The sequence below is a fragment of the uncultured Negativicoccus sp. genome (genome assembly GCF_902480485.1).
Taxonomy (GTDB): Bacteria; Bacillota; Negativicutes; order Veillonellales; family Negativicoccaceae; genus Negativicoccus; species Negativicoccus succinicivorans.
In genome coordinates, this window is record NZ_CABSTC010000001.1 from 16,777 (window position 1) to 39,499 (window position 22,723).

Sequence of the window (22,723 nt, forward strand, 5' to 3'; positions counted from 1 at the left end):
ATGGCGGCCAAACTGACGCCGATGATGGCGCAGTATCAAGCAATCAAAAAAGAGCATCCGGATGAAATTCTGTTTTTCCGCTTGGGCGATTTTTATGAAATGTTCTTTGATGATGCCTTGCTGGCTTCCCGTGAGCTGGAATTAACCTTAACGGGACGGGCGGCAGGGAATAAAGAACGCGCACCGATGTGCGGTGTACCGTTTCATTCGGCGGAGAGCTATATTTATCGTCTGGTGCAAAAAGGTTATCGCGTAGCCATCTGTGATCAGCTGCAGGATCCGAGTGAAACCAAGGGCCTTGTCGAACGCGGCGTCACCAAAGTTATCACGCCGGGGACAGTTCTTTTAGACAGTTCATTGGCGAACGGTACCCGCAATTATTTGGCGTACTTGTATCAAAAAGAAGCGCAAATCGTGTTGGTGCTTGCTGAAGTTTCGACCGGAGAATGCCGTTGGGGATTATTTACGGATAAAGAAAAGCATGAACTGTTCGACGCATTGAGTATTTATGCGCCGGCGGAACTGATTATCGAAGCGTCGGACGAATGTAAATTAAGTATCGAAAATTATGCTAAGTCGCGTCTTGGGGCAATGTTGATTTTGACCGCGGAAGAACTGGAAATGCCGCTACCGAAGCTGACCGGGGCAACCGATTTCGGCGGTTTGGCGTCTGCGGAATTACCGACGGAGTTAGCGGTTCGTGAAGCATTGGCGCAGTTGTTTTATTATTTGGCAAAAACGTTGCAGCAATCGGCGAAACAGGTTACATTGCTATTGCCGTTGCGTGAAGAAGCGCAAATGACGCTTGATCATCGGACGTTACGTCATTTAGAAATCTTACAGAATATGCAGGACGGAAGTATCCGCGGTACCCTCTATGCGCTTTTAAAGCAGACGCAAACGGCCATGGGGGCGCGCCTTTTACAGCGTTGGTTGGAAGCCCCGCTACTCTCGGATACGGAAATTTTGGCGCGGCAGGAAGCGGTGGCGGATTTTCTTAAAAATGCGCGCCAAGCGGATACATTAGGAAATATACTGGGACGTATTTATGATTTTGAGCGGATCGTCACTAAGGTGGAGATCGGAACGGCGACGCCGAAAGATCTTCTGGCGGTACGGGATTCGTTAGCAGAACTGGTGTCGTTAAAGGAGCTTTTGCAAGAATTCAATGCACCTATGTTGCAAATTTTGAACCGCGATGTGGCGACGCACAGGGATGTGTATACACTGCTGACGGAGGCGATCGCGCCTGACGCTGGTTTGCAACGTAACGGTGATTATATTAAAGACGGTTTTTCGCCGCGGCTGGACGAATTACGTTCGCTGGTCCATGACAGTCGCAGTTGGATCGCCAATTTGGAAGCGGCGGAAAAAGCTAAATCGGAACTTAAGTTAAAAATCGGTTTCAACAATGTGTTCGGTTACTATTTTGAAGTGCCTCGTTCCCAAGCAGAACGGGTACCGGAGTATTTTGTACGTAAGCAAACGCTGGCGAACGCCGAACGCTATATCACGCCGGAACTGAAGGAGTTTGAAGTCAAAGTACTGTCGGCACAAGCGGAAATGGACAAGCTGGAAGCACAGCTATTTTCGCAGGTGCTCGCGGATCTGCGACCGGCGCTTGCGGATCTGCAGAAAACGGCGCGTACTCTTGCCGTCATTGATACGCTGCTGGCACTTGCCGTGGCCGCGCATAAATATCGTTGGGTACAGCCGGCATTAAATCGTCAGAATCGAATTGAAATCCGCGACGGCATGCATCCGATGTTGGCCGCCGCACAAAAGGATACATTCGTTCCGAATGACACCGTTTTACGTCATGAGGACTGTGAAACCATGCTGATTACCGGGCCTAATATGGCCGGTAAATCGACGTATATGCGACAAGTCGCATTGCTGTTGTTGATGGCGCAGATCGGTTCGTTTATCCCGGCGCGCACTGCCGATATTTGTCCGGTCAGCCGCATTTTTACGCGCATCGGTGCGACGGATGATATTGCCAGCGGTCAAAGTACATTTATGGTGGAGATGAATGAAGTCGCCGATATTTTACAGACGGCGGACGCCAACTCCCTCATTTTGCTCGATGAAGTCGGTCGCGGCACGAGCACCTATGACGGCTTAAGCATCGCGCGCGCGACCGTTGAATTTATTGCGGAGAAAATCGGCGCGTTTACGTTATTCGCAACGCACTATCATGAGTTAACGGAAGTTGCGGATGTTTATCCGCACATTCAAAACTTTACGGTTTCCGTCAAGGAGCGTCGCGGCGACGTGCAGTTTCTACGACGCATTATCCCCGGGAAAGCCGATAAAAGTTACGGTATTCATGTCGCCAAACTGGCGGGCTTACCGACGAGTGTGTTGCAAAGGGCACAGACGCTGCTGGCGGAACTCGAAACCACAACTCCCGCTGCACCTGCAGAAGCGGAGCGTGTTCCGGCGATGGACATTTTTGCCGACGGCATTTGGGATGAATTGGCCGGTTTAGATGTTTTCAGCATGACACCGATGGAAGCAATGGAAACGTTATTCAGATTAAATAAGGAAGCCAAAGCGAGAAAGGGATTGTAATATGGCGCAAATACATATTCTCGATGCCGTTACCGTCAATCAAATTGCCGCCGGGGAAGTCGTTGAGCGACCGGCTTCGGTAGCCAAAGAATTGATTGAAAACGCCTTGGATGCGAATGCTACACATATTGAAATCGAAATTGCGGAGGGCGGAGCGCGCTACCTGCGTGTGACGGATGACGGCAACGGTATGACGGCGGAAGATGCAGCCCTTGCATTTGTACGTCACGCGACGAGTAAAATTCAAAAAGCGGCCGATATCTTCGCGATCAGTTCGATGGGATTTCGCGGTGAAGCCTTGGCAAGCATTGCGTCTGTTGCCAAGGTGACGTTGGTCACGCGTACGCAAGAAGCAGAAACTGGACAGGAAATTCGCATCGAAGGCGGCGAATTAATTTCTTCGCAGACAATCGGAGCGCCGGTAGGCACGACACTTGAAGTGCGAGATTTATTTTACAATACGCCCGCGCGGCAAAAGTTTTTGAAAACGGAACGTACGGAAAGCAGCCGAATTAATACATTGGTCGGTAAATTGGCATTAGCGCATCCGCAAATCGCGCTTCGTTTAATCAATAACGGTCGTACCGTAATTGATACGCCCGGCAACGGAGATATGCTGGATACATTTGCATCTTTATTCGGAACGGATCTTGCGAATGCCATGTTGCCGGTGGAGTATCAAACCGAGACCGACAGCGTGACCGGTTATATCGCTAAACCGGCTGTACTGAAGAGCAGTCGCCAATGGCAAACGTGGATTGTCAATGGTCGGATCGTGGAAAGCCCCGCTTTGAGTCGGGCACTCGACAATGCGTACCATTCATTGTTGCCGAAACGCGGCTACCCGCCGGCCGTGATTCGCGTAATGATTTCTCCCGCGGATGTCGACGTAAATATTCATCCGCAAAAGCGGGAAGTTAAATTCAGCGATGAGCAGGCGGTATTTCGTGCGGTATATCATGCGGTTTTAAATGCGTTGACGAGTGTTGATGATGCGGCCACCGTGGCGACGGAAGTGACACAGGCACCGCTTGGTATGCAACGCCATACCGCTGCATTGCAAGGCGAATCCGCGCAGAAACAAAATGAATTTACGCTAGCGGATAAGAAAACGGATTTTGAGCTCCAGCAAGGGGTGTTGGAGTCGACGGTACGTCCGCCGAATGCCATTACGAAACCGAGCTCATCAAGCGCGCCAGCCGCTTCAACACAGACGGCAACGTCTTACGCACCGCCGCGTTGGAGCGTCGCGGAAGAAAATACGTTCAGCGAATACATGGCGAAGGTACAGCAAGAGGATACTTCCGACGAAGAAGAACGCATTTTATTTACACCGCAGGAAGATGCAGAGGCTACACTTGTCCCATTGGGTCAGATCGCGAACTGTTTTATCGTTTGCCAAAAAGGCGAAGAGCTCTACATCATTGACCAGCATGCGGCGCATGAAAGAGTACGTTACGATCGTTTGGCACAGGCGACCGAAGGGATTCCTGCGCAAACCTTGCTGGTGCCGGAACTTTTGCAACTCGATGCCGAAGATGTTCAAGCATTATTGGCTCATGAAGAGCAGTTGCACGCACTGGGATTTCAATTTGAGCAGGCCGGACCGCAATTGCTGCGTTTAGTAGCGGCGCCTGCCGATGCCGTCGGCACCGAACAGGAACGCATGCTGAGTGAAATCAGTTTGGCGCTGCAGGCGGATACGCCGCCGACAGCCGAACAGTTACGCCATCGCGTATTGGCATATGCTTCCTGCCGCGGAGCGATCAAAGCGGGGCATGCATTGAATATTCGTCAGATGCGGGAATTAATTCGCGATTTGCTCGCGACAAAACGTCCGTTTGTTTGCCCGCATGGCCGACCGGTTATGGTTCGATTTACCGCCGCCGATTTGGCAAAACTGTTTCGGCGCTCCTGATGATGATATGGGGGATTACGACCGGCTATAAGCCGACTAACGAGCAACGCCTGCAGGCACAGGAGTTGGCGTCCGAGTGGCAACTTCCTTACGTGGAGCGCGGCCATGCATCATTGCGTCGTTTAACGGAGAGGACACAGATTTCCCATTGGCTCGTGCAATTGCAGCGGGGGCTAGTCGCAACGGATGGCAAGACGCGGCTGGAATTTCATTTGCAAATGGCGAAATTACGCGCGCTGAATTGGGACCGTAAGCGTCAAGATCATTTTGCCGATCTTCTGCACGAAACTTCTCCTGAACGCTTTTTGGATGCCACATTCGGTCGCGGCAGCGACGCGATTATGGCCGCGTATACCTTGCCTGTGAACGTGGAAATCATTGCGCTTGAAAAGTCATTTCCGGTGTATGCAGTGGGCAGAGAAGGTTTGCGCTCCATGAAAGTTCGCGAAGCACCGACATTGACGGCAGCGGTGCGGCGGATTCATTTACTCCATGTTGACGTGAGCGACTATCTTAAGAAACAACCGGATAATCACTTTGATGTCATTTATTTTGACTTCATGTTTCATCATACGGTGAGCCAAACCAATAACTTGGTTGATTTGCGCATATTTGCCGCGCAATCAAGGCTGGATGAAATACTCTGGGAAGACGCAAAGCGAGTTGCTAAAAAGCGTATTATTGTTAAAAACAGACCGTTCGCGAGCTGGTTTAAAATGCATCCGCCGACGTTTTTACGAGGCGGTACGTATAGTCGAGTGGTTTACGGGGTATGGGACTTATGAAACAACGCCTGGTAGTTATTATGGGACCGACGGGGGCGGGTAAAACAGAAGTGTCGTTGCATCTTGCCGAAATGTTCAATGGGGAAATTATTTCGGCGGATGCGTTCCAAGTGTACCGTGGTCTGGACATCGGTACAGCAAAAGCAAAACCCGCAGAACAGGAACGTGTCGCACATCATCTGCTGGACATTAAAGAGGTCACTGATAACTATACGGTGGCCGAATTTTGTGAGCGTGCCCGGATACTGATTGCCGATATTGCCGCGCGGGGGAAAACCCCCTTTTTGGTCGGCGGTACCGGTCTGTATGTACAAGCATTGCTTGAAGGCTATACATTCCCTGACATCGGACCGGTTCGGGAATGGACGCAGCGCTACACTGAAATGTATCGCACGCAAGGGTTGGAACGATTACGCGAGGAAATGCGGCAACGTTCTCCGGAATATTTTGCGACACGGACGGTAGGCGATCCGCAACGATTGATTCGCGCCCTTTCCGTACTTGCGGCGGGAGGCAGTTACGAAGCGACGAAGAAAAGCGATGAGCCATTGTATACCGGACCGGTATTCGCACTGGCGCCGCCGCGGGAAACATTGTATGAGCGTATTAATGCCCGTGTTGAAAAAATGTTTGCCGAAGGTTTGGAAAACGAGGCGCGTTGGCTTTGGCAAAAGCATGAAGGCAGTATAAGCCAAGCGGGGAAAGGGATAGGGTACCGTGAATGGCCGGCATACTTTGCGGGGGCGCAGACACGTGAAGAAACGCTTGCTTTGATACAGCTTCATACGCGCCGTTTTGCCAAACGCCAAATGACATGGTTGCGCCGAATGCCATACATAACGTACATAGATCCGTGCGCATACCCGAACGCGCAAGCGCTCGCTGATGCCATGCAACAAATCATTAAAAACAACTGGGAGACGTGAAATGACAAATAAAATAAATTTACAGGATGCTTTTCTTGAGGCCTTAAAAAAAGCGAAGGCCGCAGTCAATATTTATCTTTTGAATGGGGTTAAACTGCAGGGAATTGTCAAGGATTATGATAATTTCACAGTATTACTTAAAAGTCAGGAAAAAGAACAGCTGATTTACAAGCATGCCATTTCTACGATTCAAGAAGGGGAAAAAGAGTGAACGATTCACAATCATCTGCCATTACGCTTAAGGAAATCGAAACACAGGCTTTACTCACATGTCGGGAAGCGTTTGCGCGCTATGATGAAGTCGCGGTAAAAAATACCGAGAAAATCTTAACAGCATTTCGTGAATGCCAATTATCCGCATTCCATTTTCAAGGAACGACAGGTTATGGTTATGACGATGTCGGCAGGGAAACCTTGGAAAAGGTATTTGCGCATGTTTTTCGTGCGGAAAAAGCGCTGGTCCGTCCGCACTTTGTTTCAGGAACGCATGCCTTAGCGACAGTCTTGTTGGCATTGCTTAACCATGGCGATGAAATGGTCTGCGCGATGGGAACGCCTTATGACACGATGCAAACGGTTATTGGGCTTACCGGTAATGCGCCGGGAAATCTGCGGGAGCGTGGCGTAGCATATCATGAAGTAGCGACGAAGGACGGTCGGTGCGATCTTACTGCGCTGGCGAATGCGGTAGGACCCAAAACACGTCTGGTATTGATCCAACGTTCGCGCGGTTATGCGGAACGAAAAGCATTGACAATTACCGAAATAGCAGAAATCATTCGTGTCATCAAAGCGAAAAATCCGCAGACGATTTGTTTTGTCGACAATTGCTACGGAGAGTTTACTGCCACACAAGAGCCGATCGAAGTCGGCGCCGATATTGCAGCCGGTTCGCTGATCAAAAATGCCGGTGGCGGGATCGCTCCGACAGGGAGTTATGTCGTCGGGCGCGCGGATCTGGTCGAAGCAACGGCGCATCAATTGACGGCACCGGGTCTGGGCGATGAGATGGGTTCGTATACGCCGGGGTATCGACTCTTTTTTGAAGGCCTTTTTATGGCGCCGCATGTAGTCGGACAAGCATTACGCGCCGCCGAATTTGCTGCCGCCGTATTTCATCGTTTGGGTTTCAAAAGCGAACCGCAATTAGGTACGGAGCGCAGTGATCTCATTCAAACAATCGAATTAGGCACAGAAAAAGCGTTGTGCGGATTTTGCGAAGGATTGCAGGCGTGGTCACCGGTCGACGGCTATGTGCGTCCGGTCCCGGGAGAGTTACCGGGGTATGCCGATCCGATTATCATGGCCTGCGGCGCATTCACGCAAGGGTCATCCATTGAACTTTCCGCCGACGGTCCGTTGCGTGCGCCGTATACGGTATATTTGCAAGGCGGTTTGGTATTTGAACACTCACGCTTGGCTATTATGGGTGCAGCCGCTAAAGTGCTTGAGCAATAGAAATCAAAAATCCCATCGTACGATGGGATTTTGCTTTTGCTTGACAATGATATCTTCTCTCGGGTAAAATAAATAAAGTTACGCGGGGCTATAGCTCAGTTGGTTAGAGTGCTACGTTGACATCGTAGAGGTCACTGGTTCGAATCCAGTTAGCCCCACCATTTTAACACCGTCAGGGTGCTTTTTTTTTGCCGTTAAAATTTTTACAATGCGAAGTAGCGCGGAAAGGATCCATATGGCGAAGTGGGCAGTCGCAGTCGCTGCGCTTTTTTGGGCAATCAGCGGCGTAGTAGCGCAACAATTGTTTGCCTCCACGACGATTCAGGCACCGGCCTTAACAACGATTCGAATGGCATTTAGCGGGATTTTATTTTTGCTGATTTTTTTTGTAACGCGCTCCAAGCACGGAAAACTCGCTTCACGCACTCGTAAATTTTATCTGTTGAAAATGCCGTTGTTCGGAGTGCTGGGTATTTTCGGTATGCAGTATACGTACTTTCAAGCGATTCAGCACGGCAGCGCGGTAGTGGCAACCGTATTGCAAAATTCTGCACCGGTGTTGCTGCTTTTCTGGGCGATTTGGCGCACTAAGTCTTGGCCGAATTTAACCGATGTGTTGGCGACCACAGGAGCAGTAATCGGTGTTGTACTGCTGGTGACGGGCGGGGACGTGACCAAACTTCTCGTTTCTCCGATAGCCATTTTCTGGGGGATTTTATCCGCCTTTGCCGCCGCATTTTACATCCTTTTTCCGCTTTCGTTATTGCGGCGTTTTCCCGCGCCATATTTATTGGGGTTGGGAATGTTGTACGGAAGCATATTCAGTTATTGGATTACGCCGGTGACCGATTGGTCTATGTTCTTTCGCCCGCAAGTTTTACCCATGTTTTTATACATCGTGGTGGGCGGAACACTGATTCCGTTTTTTCTGTTTCTCTATGCGTTACGTACATTACCGCCGACTACAGTCAGTGTGCTTACCTGTCTGGAGCCCTTTGGCGCAGTCGTTTTTTCGGTACTCTTTTTGGGTATGTCATTCGGTTGGGGAGAAATCATCGGCATTATTTGCGTCATGAGTGCGGTGCTTTTACTTGCTTTCAGTAAAGAGCCGCGAGAACCTACGCAAAGTCAGGACTGAAATTGCCGTCATGAAAGATTTCTACTTCACGACCGTCTTTGGTGCGTCCGACAATGGTAAGGTCAGAACTTCCGATCATAAAATCCACATGAATCATCGAGCGGTTTAAGCCGGCGGCGGTCAATTCGTCGTCGGTTTTTGTTTTGCCGTCGGTGATGCAAGTAGGATACGCGGCGCCGAGCGCCAAATGGCAGGAGGCGTTTTCGTCAATTAACGTTTCATAGAACGAATAGGGAATTTGCGCAATGGGTGAATCTTTTGGTACGAGTGCGACCTCGCCTAAAAAGCGTGCTCCTTCATCCGATGCAAGCAATTGTTCGATGGCCTCCTTACCTTTCGAAGCTTCTACTTGCACTACTTTACCGTCGACGAAATCAAGCTCCAATCCTTCGACCGTTTGGTTGTAAACGACTAACGGGCGAGTGCCGGTGACGTGACCTGTCATGCGCCGAAAATCAGGGGCAGTAAAAATTTCTTCCGTGGGAATGTTAGCAGCGAACGGGACCGCGCGGCCGCTTTTTTCATTACCGCCTTGCCATATGTGCGTGTCCGGCAGGCCGATCACGAAATCCGTGCCGTTTTTGCTCATGTAGTGCAATGTGTCCAGTCGTAACGCATCTAATAATCGACGACGTCTGTGCAATGTATCCAAATGATTTTGCCACGCTGCCAACGCATCTTCGTTTTGAATACGGGAAACATAAAAAATGGAGTCCCATAACTTTTCTAAAGCCGTTACCGGCGTTTCGTCCGGAAATAAAAGGGCTGCCCAGGTGGGGGTTGCAACGGCCGCTACCAGCCACTGCACTTGCGAGTTCATAGTGGCTTGTGAGTAAAACTGAAATACTTTGTTTTTGGCCTGCTGAAACGCGTTAATTCGCGTCGTGGGTACCTCTTTGAAAAGTGGCGAATCACAACTTACCAAAGAGATGATAGCTCGATTTTCCGCCAAATATTCTTGTGCTTTGGTGATCTGCGAAGGACGGGTATACAGCAGCGAATCTTCCTGCGCGTATTGCAAACGCTGGGCGAAAACGGTACCGGATTGCCAATCAACCTGCACATCGCCGGCGCCATGGGCGTAAGCGGCATTCACCAAAACGGTGACAAATTCATGTGCTTCCACCGGTGCGTTAATAAGTAACAGTTGCTCGGGTTGCAAGTTCACACCATATTGTAAAAGAACATCCGCATACGATTTCGCAAGTTTTTGATCCATAATTCATTGCTCCTTTGTGTCACTGGGTATAAAATATATTCAAAACGTATAAAACAAGAGAAAGAAGGATTATCGGTGCATTTTTCTCGGTCCGTCATTCACGCACTGTTGGCGAGTGCCTTAGCGCTTTCATTTTTAGGAATATTATACTATTTCTTAGCAGACAATTCCCAATCGGAGCCTATGCCGATGGCGGCCGCTTCAGTGGCGGCGCCCATCGAAGAAAATATGTTGGTTTACGTAGCAGGGGCAGTCGAACAGCCGGGCGTGTACCAATTGCCGATCGGAAGTCGAGTCAAAGATGCGGTGCAGGCGGCAGGAAATCTGCTACCGTACGCCGATGCGGAAGCAGTCAATTTGGCGGCGAAATTACGTGACGGTGAGCAAATCAGCGTGCCGTTTAATTTTAATCCTCCGGAAGGGCAACTCGGCATCACGTATGTGAATATTAACACGGCGAATTTGGCAGAGTTGACTGCACTTCCGGGAGTGGGTGAGGCCACGGCGCAAAAAATTTTAGACTATCGTCGGGAGCATGGTCTGTTTCGTCAATTGACGGACTTGGAAGAAGTCAAAGGAATCGGTGAAGGAAAATTCAAAGAGCTGCGTCGTCATATCACCATTTGATCTGGCATTATGGAGCGTTGTTGTTTGCGTCGGCAGTCGCGCTGGGGATCGTTTTAAATACCACGTATCCGTTACTTGTCTACGGGATTTTATTGATTGCAGTCGGTGCTCTTACCGGATTTTTCTTTTTGACGCCGGAAAAAATGGGGCGCAAGTGGCTGCTCTTAATTTTATTCAGTGGTTTGCTTGCAGGCGGCGCGGACGTTTATTGGCAAGAAAAGCAATCAGCGGATCTTGCTTTTTTTGTGTATAACGAAACCGGCACATACCATGTCACTGTGGAAAGGGAAGCACAGGTTTTCACCGACGAGGATAAAGTGACATATCGGTATCCGGTGGCGTTAAAAACATTTTCCTATCCGGATGGTCTAACAAGGAATGTAAAAGGGAACGCGTATCTTTATTTGGACAGCACGCAGTATGAGCCGTATCCTGTTGGCACGGTGTTGCAAGTTAAGGCCGAATTAAAACCGTTTCACTATTATCAAAACCCCGGACAAAAAACACTTTATTATCGTCACCGCACAGAACAAATGCTGGGCAATTTATACGTTCCGCTCAAATCGCAAGCGAATGCTGTCGGTATGGCTAAAGGTTATTACTTTTTGTCTATGGCACAACACCTGCGCGAGGCAACGCGAACCTTTTTTGCACAGGCGTTGCCGAAGTCGGAAGCGGCATTGGCGTTCGCTTTGCTGTGGGGCGGTTATGACGGCCTTTCTTCCGAACTGATTAATGCGTTTGCCAATTCCGGTATTATTCATATTTTATCTGTTTCCGGTTCTCATATTGCGCTTTTATTCGGCCTCATTTGGTGGCTCGGCAGGTGTCTTCGCATACCGGACCCACTCACATATGGTGCCGCTTTTTTATTGGTTTTTACCTATGCATTTATTACCGGCTGGCAACCTCCCGTGGTGCGTTCGTTTTGGATGGGCGCGGCGGCGTTTGGGGGAATACTGCTGCGGCGGGACGTGGATGCCAGCCATTGGCTTGGTTTGGTTAGCGCACTGATGCTGCTGTATCAGCCGTTTCTTTTATATGATGTCAGTTTTCAACTGTCATTTGGTGCCACGCTGGGGTTGGTAACCTGCTATGTTCCTTGCTCGCGACTGTGTCGCACGTATTTGCACATGCCGCTGCGCTTGGCGCAAGGGATCGCAGTTACCGTTGCCGCAAATATTTTTTTGTTGCCGTTGTTGTTATATTATTTTCAAGCCCTGCCGCTTTATGCAGTACTGACAAATATCATCGTCGCGCCGTTGTTGGAAATCATTATTGCGGCGGAGTTGGCGGCGGTCATCTTGCATTTTGTTTGGACGCTACCGGCGTTGGGAATCTTGCAACTCGTTCACTATGGTCTGGTTATCTCGGTTGCACTGATTCAAATCGTGGCTGATTTACCGCTGGCGCAATTACGATTTCGCGCGCTAAGTATCGGGGAAACGGTTCTCTATTTCGTCGGCTTGGCGGCGATCGTTATGTATTTTAAATCCAAACGCACCTGGGGGAAATATGCTTTATTGGCATTCTTCGTTATTTGTCTCGGGATGGGAATCTATCGGATCACGCAAAGCGGCCAAACGCGCATTTTCGTGCCGGACGTCGGGCAAATGGGAGCCATTTGTATGGAAACCGGGGGACGACGGATTTTATATATCAAGGAAAGTCGTTACGCGCGGCGAGATTATCCCCGGGCGCTGACTCGTGCTTTAAATTTTTACGGTATTTTTACTGTGGATGATTGTATTTATGTGACACCGCGTGAAAATACGGCAGAACCGTTTCCGGCGCATCGTTATCTGCGGGCACAGGAAATTTCCGACGGTAAAAATCAGTACGTCGTGTCAACGGCGGATACTTTTATTCAATATCCCGGCGTGCTTGCCAATCAAAACGGAGTAGGGCTGGTCATGTCGGACGGATCAGCGCTGGTACAATTACAAAACAAAAAATCTTTGCCTCTGCCGATTATGACGAATTTACTCGCGATCGTTAATGCGCAAAGTGCGAGAACGATACTGGCACAACGGCAGCCGCAACTGGCGATTACGATACCGAATGGAGGCTTTGGCGGTAGTGAAGGCATGGCGAACGGGAGCGAGGAGTTTCGCGCGAAAGGTATATCTGTGTATAATAATGAAGAGACAGGAATGATAGTCGCATCATTACATGGTCATACATGGCACATCGAAACGGAGATAAAAACGCATGCAGAAGGACCGAATTTACCTTTTTCACGGTACTGATATACCGGCTGTTTATGCCCGCAAGCAACAAGCCGGAAACGGTACTGCAGAAATCGTAGAACAGGGTAAAGAACACAGTACGACCGCGGAAATCGTGCAGCAAATCAATCAACCGTCGCTCTTTACCGAAGTGCGTCGGTTTGAATTTGTTAATCCTTTGTTTTTGACACAAAAGGATGAATCTATTCCGGCGAAGGAATTTCTGCAGGCATTGGAAAATGTACCGGTGGAAACGCGTGTTTTTTTTATTTTGGAAGGTAAACCGGACCGTCGATTAAGCTTGGTAAAAAAATTTTTGCCGCTGGCGCAAGTATCGGTGTCGGAATTTATTCCCGGCTGGAAAGTAGGTGCCGCTTTTAACAGTGTCTTGCGCGTTCAAGGTCGGACGTTAAGCCGTGCTGCGCAACAGTACTTGCAAGCGGTGGCAGAAAGCTGGGATAACACATCGTCCGTTTTTATTACTACAGAAGCACAAAAGTGGCAACTGATGACGGATCAAAAAGAGATCCCGCTCGAAGTGGTGCAGGAGTCGCTACCGTCGTACCTGCAACGGCAAGTGTTTCGATTTTGGGATGATTTGGTGGATCAACGCAAGCGAGCCGTTCTGGAAGCCGTTCCGCATTTATTCAATGATATGGCAGAGACCTTGAAAAATACCGGCTTTCTGGCTTCGCAATTGCGTCTTTGCTTGGGGATTTATGAATTGGAACATGCCGGTGTTGCGACGAGAGATATGGCACGAAAATTGCAAGTTAAAAATCAATGGCGATGGAAAAACATTTACGCCGCAGCGCAGAAGCTGAACTATGCGCAGTGCGCAGGGTTGTTGCTGACACTGTATCGCGCGCAATGGCGGCAACGTAACGGTTATGAAGTTTCGTGGAGCGAACTGTTCAGTGAATATTTGCGAGGAGCTTTATGAAGAAGAATACCATGATTGTCGCCGGTGTCGTGGCAGGAATTATGCTTGTCTTGATGTTTTTTCCTTTATTTGTCAACGGGACAAGCGGTGTCGTTCGCGGAGTCAAGCTGCAGGATCGGGATGTGTCCGGTTGGCAAGCGGAAGGACTGCAACGCTATTTGGCAGAGCAAAACAACAAATATGAAAATGCGGCGCTGAATTTGACCTATCAAACCTACACTTGGTCGATTCCGATGCGCGACCTGAAACTTGCCATAAATGCAGAGAAAACAGCGGCTGCTGTCAGCAGCTACGGTCGTACCGGTTCATGGTTTCGGCAATGGTGGGAGCAGTGGCAAAGCTACCTGAAACCGGTTCAAATGAATTGCACGGTCGCTTATGATGTGGCACATTTAAATGAAATTCTGCGGGCTAAAGTGGACGAACTGGCAGCGCCGCCACGCAACGCCTCGGTATCTTTTAATGAAGCTGGCGACGTTGTAATTGAAACGGAAAAACCGCGCCTGATATTGGATTATGTGCAAGTCGCCAAAGCGGCTGAGAAAAAAATAAATGCGCAGGATTTTTCTCCTTTAATATTGCAACCGAGCCAAGTGGATTTGCCGACGCTGCGCAAGGCGCAGTTGGCGTCGATCAACGCGATTTTAGGCGAATACACCACTTATTACGGCGGTGATGAAAACCGCAGCGCCAACATTTATAAAGGAAGCGCTGCTATTTCCGGTGCTTTGTTGGCGCCGGGCGAAACCTTCTCGTTCAATGATACGACCGGCTTACGCACATATGAGGCCGGTTATTTATCGGCGCCTGTTTTTATTAATGGCGAATTGGTTCCCGATGCCGGAGGCGGCATTTGCCAAGTCAGCACGACCATGTTTAATGCGGTTCTTTTGGCAGGTCTTGACGTGGTACAGCGCACGCCACATTTTGCACCGGTCGGTTACACAGAAATCGGGCGGGACGCGACCGTAGCGGATAATTCTATTGATTTTATATGGGTCAACTCAGCGAAGTCACCGGTGTATGTTATGGCGACGGCCGGCGGCGGTGCGATTAATGTAAAAATTTTGGGAAATAGTGATGATCGTCCTTCGGGAGTCGCGATCACAACCGAACCGGCAAAAGTTTTACCGCATGAGAAAAAAGAAATTGTGGTAAATGATCAGAAAGAGGATGTTATAGAAGAGGAAGGTCATGACGGCTACTCTGTTGTAGTGCATCGTCGTGTCAGCTGGAGTGACGGACGGGCACTTACGGATACATTTTATTCCGTATATGATCCGGTTACGACGATCACAAAGTTGTCGCCGCAGGAGGCGCAAAAACGCGTGGCGTCACTGGCGAAAGCTACGATGGAACATAAACCGGGAAAAGGTCGTGAAGCATCCGAAGCGAAAAATAGAATTCAGACGTAAGGGGGTACCGATAAGCGTTGCGTAAGTATAAATTTGTTCCTCGAAAACCGGTGAAATTTAAAGAGTTAATTGTCGACATTAAAGGGAAAACTTGGGAAATCACCAAAACAGCGGATTTTACGCCGCAAAAAATAAATGAATTTGTACCGCCGGCTGTGACGCTAAAAGTAGACGGTGAAACGGTTACTCGTACAGTGCTTCCCGACCCAACTGATGAAAATAGCGCGGCTCCGTCGGACAAAGGGAAGCAAGCTTCATTTGGGCAGGGGAATGGGGTATCACAAGAAGGGATGACTTCAGAACCGGCCTCGATAGAAGCGGCGACTCCCGAACCGGAAACCAAGGGCACGGATGCGGCACCGTCCGTAAGTACGACGGATGTGTCAAGCAGTTGGCAAAATTTGCTGTATGATGATCGATTTTTGCAGGCGCGTGCTCAAGCGAAAACAGGCGGCGATCCGGAGCTTTTGATCGGCAAACGCAAAATTAAAGCGACACCGCTTGCGATGCGGGAAATTCACGAAGAAATGGCAGCCGTCATCGTTGAAGGGGATGTTGTATCGGCTGAAGTTCGCGAATTGCGGACAGGTCGTAAATTGCTCAAATTAAAAATGGCCGATGACACGAACGGTCTGGCGGCGCAGTATTTCTTTGAAAAAGGAGAGGATACTTCCTGTTTGGAAAAAAATCTTTGTCGTGGCAAACGTGTACGGGCACGCGGCGAAGTGCGCCAGGATAAATATTCGGGCGGTTTGGTTATGCAGCTTTCCAATTTAATGTTGGTGCCGACCGGGACGTACAGTCATGAGGATAATCATCCGACGCCGCGCGTCGAATTGCACCTCCATACCAAAATGAGTACGGACGCGCTGATTGATGTGGACCGTTTGTTGACCACGGTAAAAGAATGGAATCATCCCGCGGTCGCCATTACCGATCATGGTGTTGTCCAATCATTCCCTATAGTGCAGGCATTGGCGGCGGAAAAAGGTGTCAAAGTCATTTACGGGATGGAAGGCTACCTGATTGAAGATATCCCGGCGGATATTACGCGCGATCAGCAAAAATATACTCATATTATTTTATTGGCGAAAAATCGCGTCGGTCTGCAAAACTTGTACCGACTGGTTTCGCTTTCGCATTTGCGGTATTTCAAAAAACGGCCGCTCATTCCGCGGGCAATCTTAGACGAGAATCGCGAAGGATTAATCGTCGGTTCGGCCTGCGTTGCGGGAGAATTGTTCCGCGCCGTTTTGGACGATTTGCCGCGCTCGGAGCAACTGCGAATTGCCAGTTACTACGATTATTTGGAAATTCAGCCGATTGGGGACAATCGCTTTCTCTTACAGGATGATCGCTATCCCAACATAAAAACGGATCGCGATTTGCAGAAGCTGAATGAAGTTATTGTCAGTCTGGGGGAAGAACTGAATTTACCGGTCTGTGCAACTTGCGATTCGCATTATCTGTTTGATGAAGATAAAATCTATCGCGAAATTTTACTCAGCAAATGGGGTAAATCCGGTGAGCCCGAACAATTGCCGGACCTTTATTTGCGTACGACGGAAGAAATGCTGGAAGAATTTTCTTACCTCGGCGAGACCAAGGCATTTGAAGTCGTTGTCAGCAATACCCGTGGAGTAAGCGAACTGGTGGAAGACTTTGCGCCGCTTCCTGCTGACGGAAAATTATATTCACCTCAGATCAGCGGCTCGGACACCGAGCTTGAACGCATGTGCTATGCAAAAGCTAAGCGCCTTTACGGTGACCCTTTGCCGGCGATCGTAGAAGAGCGATTGAAAAGTGAACTCGAAGCGATCATAGGCAACGGTTTCGGTGTGTTGTATTACATCGCGCATAAGTTGGTGGCCCACTCTTTAGGAGATGGTTATCTCGTCGGTTCACGCGGTTCGGTCGGCTCCTCCTTTGTGGCAACCATGGCGGATATTACGGAAGTAAATCCGTTGCCGCCGCATTATTTGTGTCCGCAATGTCAATACAGCGAATTCATCACGGACGGTTCCGTCGGCGGCGGGTTCGATCTTGCGGATAAAGCATGTCCAAAATGTGGCGCTGCATTGCACAAAGACGGTCACAACATTCCGTTTGCCGTATTCTTGGGATTCGAAGGGGATAAGGTACCGGATATTGATTTGAACTTTTCCGGTGATTATCAGCCGCAAGCGCACAAATATACGGAAGAATTATTCGGGCGCGACAATGTGTTTCGCGCCGGGACAATCAGCGGTATTCAAGATCGCACCGCCTTTGGCTATGTAAAAAAGTACGCGGAGCAACGGCAATTGGTGACGAATGATATCTATGCGGAGAGTCTGTTGACTGGCATCACCAAGGTCAAAAATACCACCGGCCAGCATCCGGGAGGCATTATGGTTTGTCCCCGCGATATGGATATTTTGGCATTTACGCCGATTCAACATCCGGCCAATAAAAAAGAGTCGGGCATCATCACGACTCATTTTGACTACCATTCCATCGAAGGCCGTATGGTTAAGCTCGATATTCTGGGGCATGATGATCCGACCGTCATTCGTATTTTAGAAGATTTGACGGGCATCAAACCGTCAGAAATTCCGTTTGATGATCCCGCCACCATCAGTCTCTTTTCTTCGACGGAAGCGCTGGGGCTGACACCGGAGCAATTAAATGGAGATACCGTCGGGACGTTGGGGATTCCGGAATACGGTACGCAATTCGTACGCCAGATGCTGGAAGACACACACCCGCAAAATTTTAGTGAATTGGTACGTATCAGCGGATTTTCTCATGGCACGGATGTGTGGCTTAATAATGCCAAGGATTTGATTACGGCCGGCGAAGTCAAGCTGGAAGACGCGATTTCAACCCGTGATGACGTGATGAACTATTTAATTCAGCACGGTGTGGCACCCAAAATTGCGTTCAACGTCATGGAAAATGTTCGGAAAGGACGCGGTCTCGAAAAGAAAAATAAACAGGGTCAACCTGTCAGCAAAAATGAAGAAGCTCTGCGCAAAGAAAAAATTCCGGAATGGTTCATCAATTCCTGCAAAAAAATCTCGTACCTCTTTCCACGGGCGCATGCGGTGGCATATGTCATGATGGCCTTCCGTATTGCCTGGTTTAAAATCTACCATCCGCTGGCATTCTATGCAGCATACTTTACCGTACGTGCGCGCGGTTCTTTTGACGGCAAGGCGATCTTACCGGGGTTGGCGAGCCAAGAAAAAATGTGGAAATACATTCAGGCCAAAGGCCGCGACGCCAGTGCGGTAGAAAAGGATTCCGCCACGAATATTGAAGTGGCGATGGAAATGGCCCAACGCGGTTTCCGGTTTAAACCCATCGATCTTGCCCGTTCCCACGTGCGCGATTTTGTGGTGGAAGATGGGATGTTGTTACCGCCGCTTTCCTGCGTACCGGGACTTGGCGAAACCGTAGCGGAAGAAATTGTGGCGGCGCGTGAAAACGGACCGTTTACATCAAAAGAAGACCTGCGTAAACGCGGTAAGGTCAGCCAGACGATTGTGGAAACACTAACGGAAATGGGCGCCTTGGAGGGAATGCCTGATGAAGAACAATTAAATTTATTTGGTTAATCCTACACTTGCGGGCTTACCGTAAGCTGTGATATACTTGTACAGGTCAAAATACGCACGCCGATGGATTCAGACAGCTGTGTCCGGATGACCCGGGCCCTGTCGGAGAGGAAGCGGCGGAGGTAAAAAACAGGAGGTAGTAAAATGTCAGTAGTATCTATGAAACAATTGTTGGAAGCCGGTGTTCACTTTGGACACCAAACTCGTCGTTGGAACCCGAAAATGGCACGTTTCATTTTCACGGAACGCAACGGTATTTACATTATCGATCTGCAGCAGACCGTTAAAAAAGTAGACGAAGCCTATGATTTCCTTCGTGACTTGGCGGCATCGGGCAAGTCGATATTGTTCGTCGGGACGAAAAAACAGGCCCAGAACACTATTCAGGAAGAAGCGGAACGTTGCAACCAGTTCTACGTAAAAGAACGTTGGCTGGGCGGCATGTTGACCAACTTCAAAACGATCCAATTGCGTATCAAACGTTTACAGGAACTGAAGGCAATGGAAGAAGACGGCCGTTTCGATCTCTTACCGAAAAAAGAAGTCATCGGTTTGCGCCGTGAAATGAGCAAACTGGAAAAATATCTCAACGGTATTAAAGATATGAAAGGTTTACCGGGGGCTCTCGTGATCATTGATCCGAAGAAAGAGCAGATCGCGGTAGCGGAAGCACGGAAACTCAATATTCCGATTATTGCTACGGTTGATACCAACTGTGACCCGGATGAAATCGATTTTCCGATTCCGGCGAACGATGATGCGATCCGTGCCGTAAAATTGTTGGTCGGTAAAATGGCGGACGCTGTTTTGGAAGGCCGCCAGGGCGAGCAGGACGAAGTAGCGGAAGCGGAGCCGAAAGCGGAAGACAGCGCGGAAGAAGCTACCGAAGAAACCACAGAAGAAACAGCGGAATAAAGTACAACAAATATATAAGGAGGGACTGCCTGAATGATTACAGCAAGCTTGGTGAAAGAATTACGCGAGAAAACAGGCGCGGGCATGATGGATTGCAAACGTGCTTTGGTGGAAACGGACGGCGATCTCGAAAAAGCGGTAGACTATCTTCGTGAGAAAGGCCTTTCCAAAGCCGCAAAAAAAGCGGACCGCGTAACGGCGGAAGGTTTGGTCGCATCTTACATTCACGGAAACGGCCGTATCGGCGTTTTGGTAGAAGTCAACTGCGAAACAGATTTCGTAGCCCGTTCGGAAGATTTCCAGCAACTCGTTAAAGATGTCGCGATGCAAATTGCGGCGACGAATCCGCGTTATCTCACACGGGAAGATGTTCCCCAGGAAGCGATCGATCATGAACGCGAAGTACTTCGTCAGCAAGCTCTGAACGAAGGTAAACCGGAAGCGATCGTCGATAAAATGACCGAAGGTCGACTGGAAAAGTTCTATCGCGAAAACGTTTTATTGGAACAGGAATTCGTTAAAGATACGGACAAATCGGTACAGCAAATGATCACCGAAATGATCGCGAAGATCGGTGAAAATATCAGTGTTCGTCGATTCACACGTTATCAACTCGGCGAAGGAATTGAAAAACGGCAAGACGACTTCGCATCCGAAGTAATGGCCACGATGAATCAATAAGAGAACACACATGTGTTCTCTTATTTTCTAGGTGCAGATGCGGAGGTTTATTATGGAAGCAAGGAAGTATCGTCGAATTGTATTAAAGGTCAGCGGAGAAGCTCTCGCCGGCGAAGCGGGGCATGGTATTGATCCGATTGTCACCGAATCGATTTCTAAAGAAATTGCGGCGGTAGCGGACAACGGGGTAGAGGTTGCAGTGGTCTGCGGCGGCGGTAACATTTGGCGAGGTATTTCCGGCAGCGCCCAGGGTATGGATCGCGCATCAGCAGACTATATGGGGATGCTTGCGACCGTGATCAACGGCCTGGCATTGCAGGAAGCGTTGGAACAAATCGGTGCATCCACCCGTGTGCAGACAGCGATAGAAATGCGTCAGGTAGCGGAGCCGTATATTCGTCGACGGGCGATTCGCCACTTGGAAAAAGGCAGAATTGTCATTTTTGCCGGCGGCACGGGCAATCCCTTTTTCTCTACCGATACAACCGCCGCTTTACGTGCGGCGGAAATTGAAGCGGACGCTATTATGATGGCAAAACGTGGTACGGATGGCGTATATGATGCGGATCCGCAAACCAACCCCGACGCAAAAATGTTTGACTCGCTGACATATTTTGAAGTCATGCGTCGACAATTGGGTGTGATGGACAACACGGCGATTACTCTGTGCATGAATAATCATATTCCGATTATTGTATTTAATATTGACACCCCGGGCAACATTTTAAAAGCAAGCATGGGGGAACGGATTGGTACGTATATTGGAGGCGACGAAAATGTTTGATGAAATCATGCTGGACTTGGAAACGCGTATGGATAAAGCGATTGAAAACTTGCAGTTTGAATTTGGCACCATTCGTACCGGTCGCGCCAACACAAGTCTTTTGGAAAACATCATGGTGGACTACTATGGTGTTCCGACTCCGGTTACTCAAGTTTCGTCAGTTTCCATTCCGGAACCGCGCATGCTGTTGATTCAGCCGTGGGATAAAAGCATGCTCGGAGCTATTGAAAAAGCGATCCAAATGTCAGACTTGGGCTTGGTGCCGAATAATGACGGCTCGCAAATTCGCCTGAACATTCCGCAATTGACCGAAGAACGTCGTAAAGAGTTAGTTAAATTGGTGCATAAGCGCACGGAAGAAGCACGGGTTGCAGTTCGCAACGTGCGTCGTGACGGTAACGAGCAATTGAAACGCGAAGAAAAGAAAGACGGCGTATCGGAAGACCAGGTAAAAGTGGCCACTGACGATGTGCAGAAATTGACCGATAAAAAGATGAAAGAAATCGATCGACTGGTAGAAGCGAAGGAAAAGGAAGTGCTCGAAGTTTGAGTACTGCTATTTCTACGCAGTGGCTGGGCAGACCTCTTGGTGAAGTGGCAGATGCGCTGCACGAAAGAGGTCTGCTTTATTCATTTTCAGAAACGGAAAAAGACAGCCGCCATTATATCGTTGCTCCGCAACATCAATACGTCGTACGAGTATGCATAGATAATCAGTCGATCGTCACTTGTGCCAAACAAGTTTATAGTGATGAGGTAAATGCATACATTAGCAAGCAATATGGGGAACAATATGTCGTCAAAGCCTAATTCATTGCCGGCTCACGTAGCCATTATTTTGGATGGCAACGGACGCTGGGCGAAAATGCGTGGACAACTTCGGCGAATGGGGCACAAAGCAGGCGCTCAAAATGTTAAAACGATTGTCCGTGCAGCTTCGGATCAGGGTATAAAAACACTTACTTTATATGCTTTTTCTACGGAGAATTGGCGGCGTTCTACTACGGAAGTCGCTTTGCTGATGCGCCTGTTCAGCTGGTATTTAGAACATTATATTGATGAGTTAAACGAGCACAATGTACAAGCGCATGTCATCGGCGACAGAGAACGATTAAGCGCCGACTTAATTGCGAAAATAGAACGTTTTGAAACGGCAACGGAAAAAAATACCGGCTTAGTTTTAAATATCGCACTCAATTACGGGGGCCGTGAAGAAATTTTGCAGGCGGCACGCCGATATGCGGATGACTTTGCGCAAAAGAAAACATCGACATTGACGGAGGAACAATTTCAGCGCTACTTGTATCCGTCTGCCGTGACGGATGTGGATTTATTAATTCGCACCGGCGGCGATCAGCGCATCAGTAATTTTCTTTTATGGCAGATTTCGTATGCGGAACTTTATTTTACCGATACTCTATGGCCGGATTTTTCGCCGCAGGATTTAGCGCTGGCGATCGCCTCCTTTGCAGGTCGTGAACGACGGTTTGGAGGCTTGCAGGGAGAGGAGTAA

General features: G+C 49.1%; 19 protein-coding genes and 1 tRNA gene. 19 read left to right on the forward strand and 1 reads right to left on the reverse strand.

Annotated features, from left to right (window positions below; all coding sequences use genetic code 11):
* From mutS to RDN69_RS00120, 8 genes are all read left to right on the forward strand, one after another.
* Positions 1-2,574, forward strand: coding sequence for a DNA mismatch repair protein MutS (gene mutS / locus RDN69_RS00085; RefSeq protein ID WP_024048804.1), 2,574 nt, complete (start codon positions 1-3; stop codon positions 2,572-2,574).
* Between the two features lies 1 nt (position 2,575).
* Entirely contained in the window at positions 2,576-4,492 is a 1,917-nt protein-coding gene (mutL, locus tag RDN69_RS00090; RefSeq protein WP_024048805.1) for a DNA mismatch repair endonuclease MutL, read from the forward strand.
* Positions 4,492-5,277 carry a class I SAM-dependent methyltransferase gene (locus RDN69_RS00095; RefSeq protein WP_273259779.1) on the forward strand — a complete coding sequence of 262 codons (786 nt, stop codon included), beginning with the start codon at positions 4,492-4,494 and terminating at the stop codon, positions 5,275-5,277. Before mutL ends, RDN69_RS00095 begins: the two co-directional genes overlap by 1 nt.
* On the forward strand, positions 5,274-6,203 hold the full coding sequence (gene miaA / locus RDN69_RS00100) for a tRNA (adenosine(37)-N6)-dimethylallyltransferase MiaA (RefSeq protein ID WP_273259777.1): 930 nt from the start codon (positions 5,274-5,276) through the stop codon (positions 6,201-6,203). The genes RDN69_RS00095 and miaA overlap by 4 nt, the downstream gene beginning before the upstream one ends.
* Position 6,204: 1 nt before the next feature.
* Positions 6,205-6,414, forward strand: a complete 210-nt coding sequence (gene hfq / locus RDN69_RS00105) for an RNA chaperone Hfq (RefSeq protein ID WP_024048808.1) — start codon at positions 6,205-6,207, stop codon at positions 6,412-6,414.
* Between the two features lie 20 nt (positions 6,415-6,434).
* Positions 6,435-7,661 (forward strand): methionine gamma-lyase family protein, encoded by a 1,227-nt coding sequence (locus tag RDN69_RS00110; RefSeq protein ID WP_036467309.1) that lies wholly within the window; start codon positions 6,435-6,437, stop codon positions 7,659-7,661.
* Between the two features lie 84 nt (positions 7,662-7,745).
* Positions 7,746-7,822, forward strand: a tRNA-Val gene (locus RDN69_RS00115).
* 74 nt (positions 7,823-7,896) lie between these two features.
* A complete protein-coding gene (locus RDN69_RS00120; protein ID WP_024048810.1) occupies positions 7,897-8,799 on the forward strand; it encodes a DMT family transporter in 903 nt (300 codons plus the stop codon).
* On the opposite strand, the gene RDN69_RS00125 is transcribed toward RDN69_RS00120, so the two are convergent.
* Positions 8,780-10,018 (reverse strand): aminopeptidase, encoded by a 1,239-nt coding sequence (locus RDN69_RS00125; RefSeq protein ID WP_273259774.1) that lies wholly within the window; start codon positions 10,016-10,018, stop codon positions 8,780-8,782. The two genes, RDN69_RS00120 and RDN69_RS00125, sit on opposite strands and share 20 nt — an antisense overlap.
* Before the next feature lie 75 nt (positions 10,019-10,093).
* Between RDN69_RS00125 and RDN69_RS00130 the strand changes: the two genes are divergently transcribed.
* The 11 genes from RDN69_RS00130 to RDN69_RS00180 all read left to right on the forward strand — a co-directional run bounded on the left by RDN69_RS00130 (position 10,094) and on the right by RDN69_RS00180 (position 22,723).
* Positions 10,094-10,645, forward strand: a complete 552-nt coding sequence (locus RDN69_RS00130; protein ID WP_036467280.1) for a ComEA family DNA-binding protein — start codon at positions 10,094-10,096, stop codon at positions 10,643-10,645.
* A 20-nt stretch (positions 10,646-10,665) separates the two neighbouring features.
* Positions 10,666-12,894: a ComEC/Rec2 family competence protein gene (locus RDN69_RS00135; protein WP_024048814.1), complete on the forward strand. Its 2,229-nt coding sequence runs from the start codon at positions 10,666-10,668 to the stop codon at positions 12,892-12,894.
* Positions 12,857-13,816, forward strand: coding sequence for a DNA polymerase III subunit delta (holA, locus tag RDN69_RS00140; protein WP_288218071.1), 960 nt, complete (start codon positions 12,857-12,859; stop codon positions 13,814-13,816). Before RDN69_RS00135 ends, holA begins: the two co-directional genes overlap by 38 nt.
* Entirely contained in the window at positions 13,813-15,231 is a 1,419-nt protein-coding gene (locus RDN69_RS00145; RefSeq protein WP_024048816.1) for a VanW family protein, read from the forward strand. The genes holA and RDN69_RS00145 overlap by 4 nt, the downstream gene beginning before the upstream one ends.
* A gap of 17 nt (positions 15,232-15,248) precedes the next feature.
* On the forward strand, positions 15,249-18,830 hold the full coding sequence (locus tag RDN69_RS00150) for a PolC-type DNA polymerase III (protein ID WP_024048817.1): 3,582 nt from the start codon (positions 15,249-15,251) through the stop codon (positions 18,828-18,830).
* Positions 18,831-18,974: 144 nt separating this feature from the next.
* Positions 18,975-19,745: a 30S ribosomal protein S2 gene (gene rpsB, locus RDN69_RS00155; protein WP_273259766.1), complete on the forward strand. Its 771-nt coding sequence runs from the start codon at positions 18,975-18,977 to the stop codon at positions 19,743-19,745.
* A gap of 33 nt (positions 19,746-19,778) precedes the next feature.
* Positions 19,779-20,426, forward strand: a complete 648-nt coding sequence (gene tsf, locus RDN69_RS00160) for a translation elongation factor Ts (protein ID WP_024048819.1) — start codon at positions 19,779-19,781, stop codon at positions 20,424-20,426.
* 52 nt (positions 20,427-20,478) lie between these two features.
* Positions 20,479-21,210, forward strand: a complete 732-nt coding sequence (pyrH, locus tag RDN69_RS00165; RefSeq protein WP_024048820.1) for a UMP kinase — start codon at positions 20,479-20,481, stop codon at positions 21,208-21,210.
* Positions 21,203-21,760: a ribosome recycling factor gene (gene frr, locus RDN69_RS00170; RefSeq protein ID WP_024048821.1), complete on the forward strand. Its 558-nt coding sequence runs from the start codon at positions 21,203-21,205 to the stop codon at positions 21,758-21,760. The genes pyrH and frr overlap by 8 nt, the downstream gene beginning before the upstream one ends.
* Positions 21,757-22,020 (forward strand): hypothetical protein, encoded by a 264-nt coding sequence (locus tag RDN69_RS00175; RefSeq protein ID WP_024048822.1) that lies wholly within the window; start codon positions 21,757-21,759, stop codon positions 22,018-22,020. Before frr ends, RDN69_RS00175 begins: the two co-directional genes overlap by 4 nt.
* Positions 22,004-22,723 carry an isoprenyl transferase gene (locus tag RDN69_RS00180; protein WP_024048823.1) on the forward strand — a complete coding sequence of 240 codons (720 nt, stop codon included), beginning with the start codon at positions 22,004-22,006 and terminating at the stop codon, positions 22,721-22,723. Before RDN69_RS00175 ends, RDN69_RS00180 begins: the two co-directional genes overlap by 17 nt.

Excerpts from the sequence above, each read along its gene's own strand:
- mutS (WP_024048804.1), top strand. The coding sequence starts at position 1 with ATGGCGGCCAAACTGACGCCGATGATGGCGCAGTATCAAGCAATCAAA.
- mutL (WP_024048805.1), top strand. The coding sequence starts at position 2,576 with ATGGCGCAAATACATATTCTCGATGCCGTTACCGTCAATCAAATTGCC.
- RDN69_RS00095 (WP_273259779.1), top strand. The coding sequence starts at position 4,492 with ATGATGATATGGGGGATTACGACCGGCTATAAGCCGACTAACGAGCAA.
- miaA (WP_273259777.1), top strand. The coding sequence starts at position 5,274 with ATGAAACAACGCCTGGTAGTTATTATGGGACCGACGGGGGCGGGTAAA.
- hfq (WP_024048808.1), top strand. The coding sequence starts at position 6,205 with ATGACAAATAAAATAAATTTACAGGATGCTTTTCTTGAGGCCTTAAAA.
- RDN69_RS00120 (WP_024048810.1), top strand. The coding sequence starts at position 7,897 with ATGGCGAAGTGGGCAGTCGCAGTCGCTGCGCTTTTTTGGGCAATCAGC.
- RDN69_RS00125 (WP_273259774.1), bottom strand. The coding sequence starts at position 10,018 with ATGGATCAAAAACTTGCGAAATCGTATGCGGATGTTCTTTTACAATAT.
- holA (WP_288218071.1), top strand. The coding sequence starts at position 12,857 with ATGCAGAAGGACCGAATTTACCTTTTTCACGGTACTGATATACCGGCT.
- RDN69_RS00145 (WP_024048816.1), top strand. The coding sequence starts at position 13,813 with ATGAAGAAGAATACCATGATTGTCGCCGGTGTCGTGGCAGGAATTATG.
- rpsB (WP_273259766.1), top strand. The coding sequence starts at position 18,975 with ATGTCAGTAGTATCTATGAAACAATTGTTGGAAGCCGGTGTTCACTTT.
- tsf (WP_024048819.1), top strand. The coding sequence starts at position 19,779 with ATGATTACAGCAAGCTTGGTGAAAGAATTACGCGAGAAAACAGGCGCG.
- pyrH (WP_024048820.1), top strand. The coding sequence starts at position 20,479 with ATGGAAGCAAGGAAGTATCGTCGAATTGTATTAAAGGTCAGCGGAGAA.
- frr (WP_024048821.1), top strand. The coding sequence starts at position 21,203 with ATGTTTGATGAAATCATGCTGGACTTGGAAACGCGTATGGATAAAGCG.
- RDN69_RS00180 (WP_024048823.1), top strand. The coding sequence starts at position 22,004 with ATGTCGTCAAAGCCTAATTCATTGCCGGCTCACGTAGCCATTATTTTG.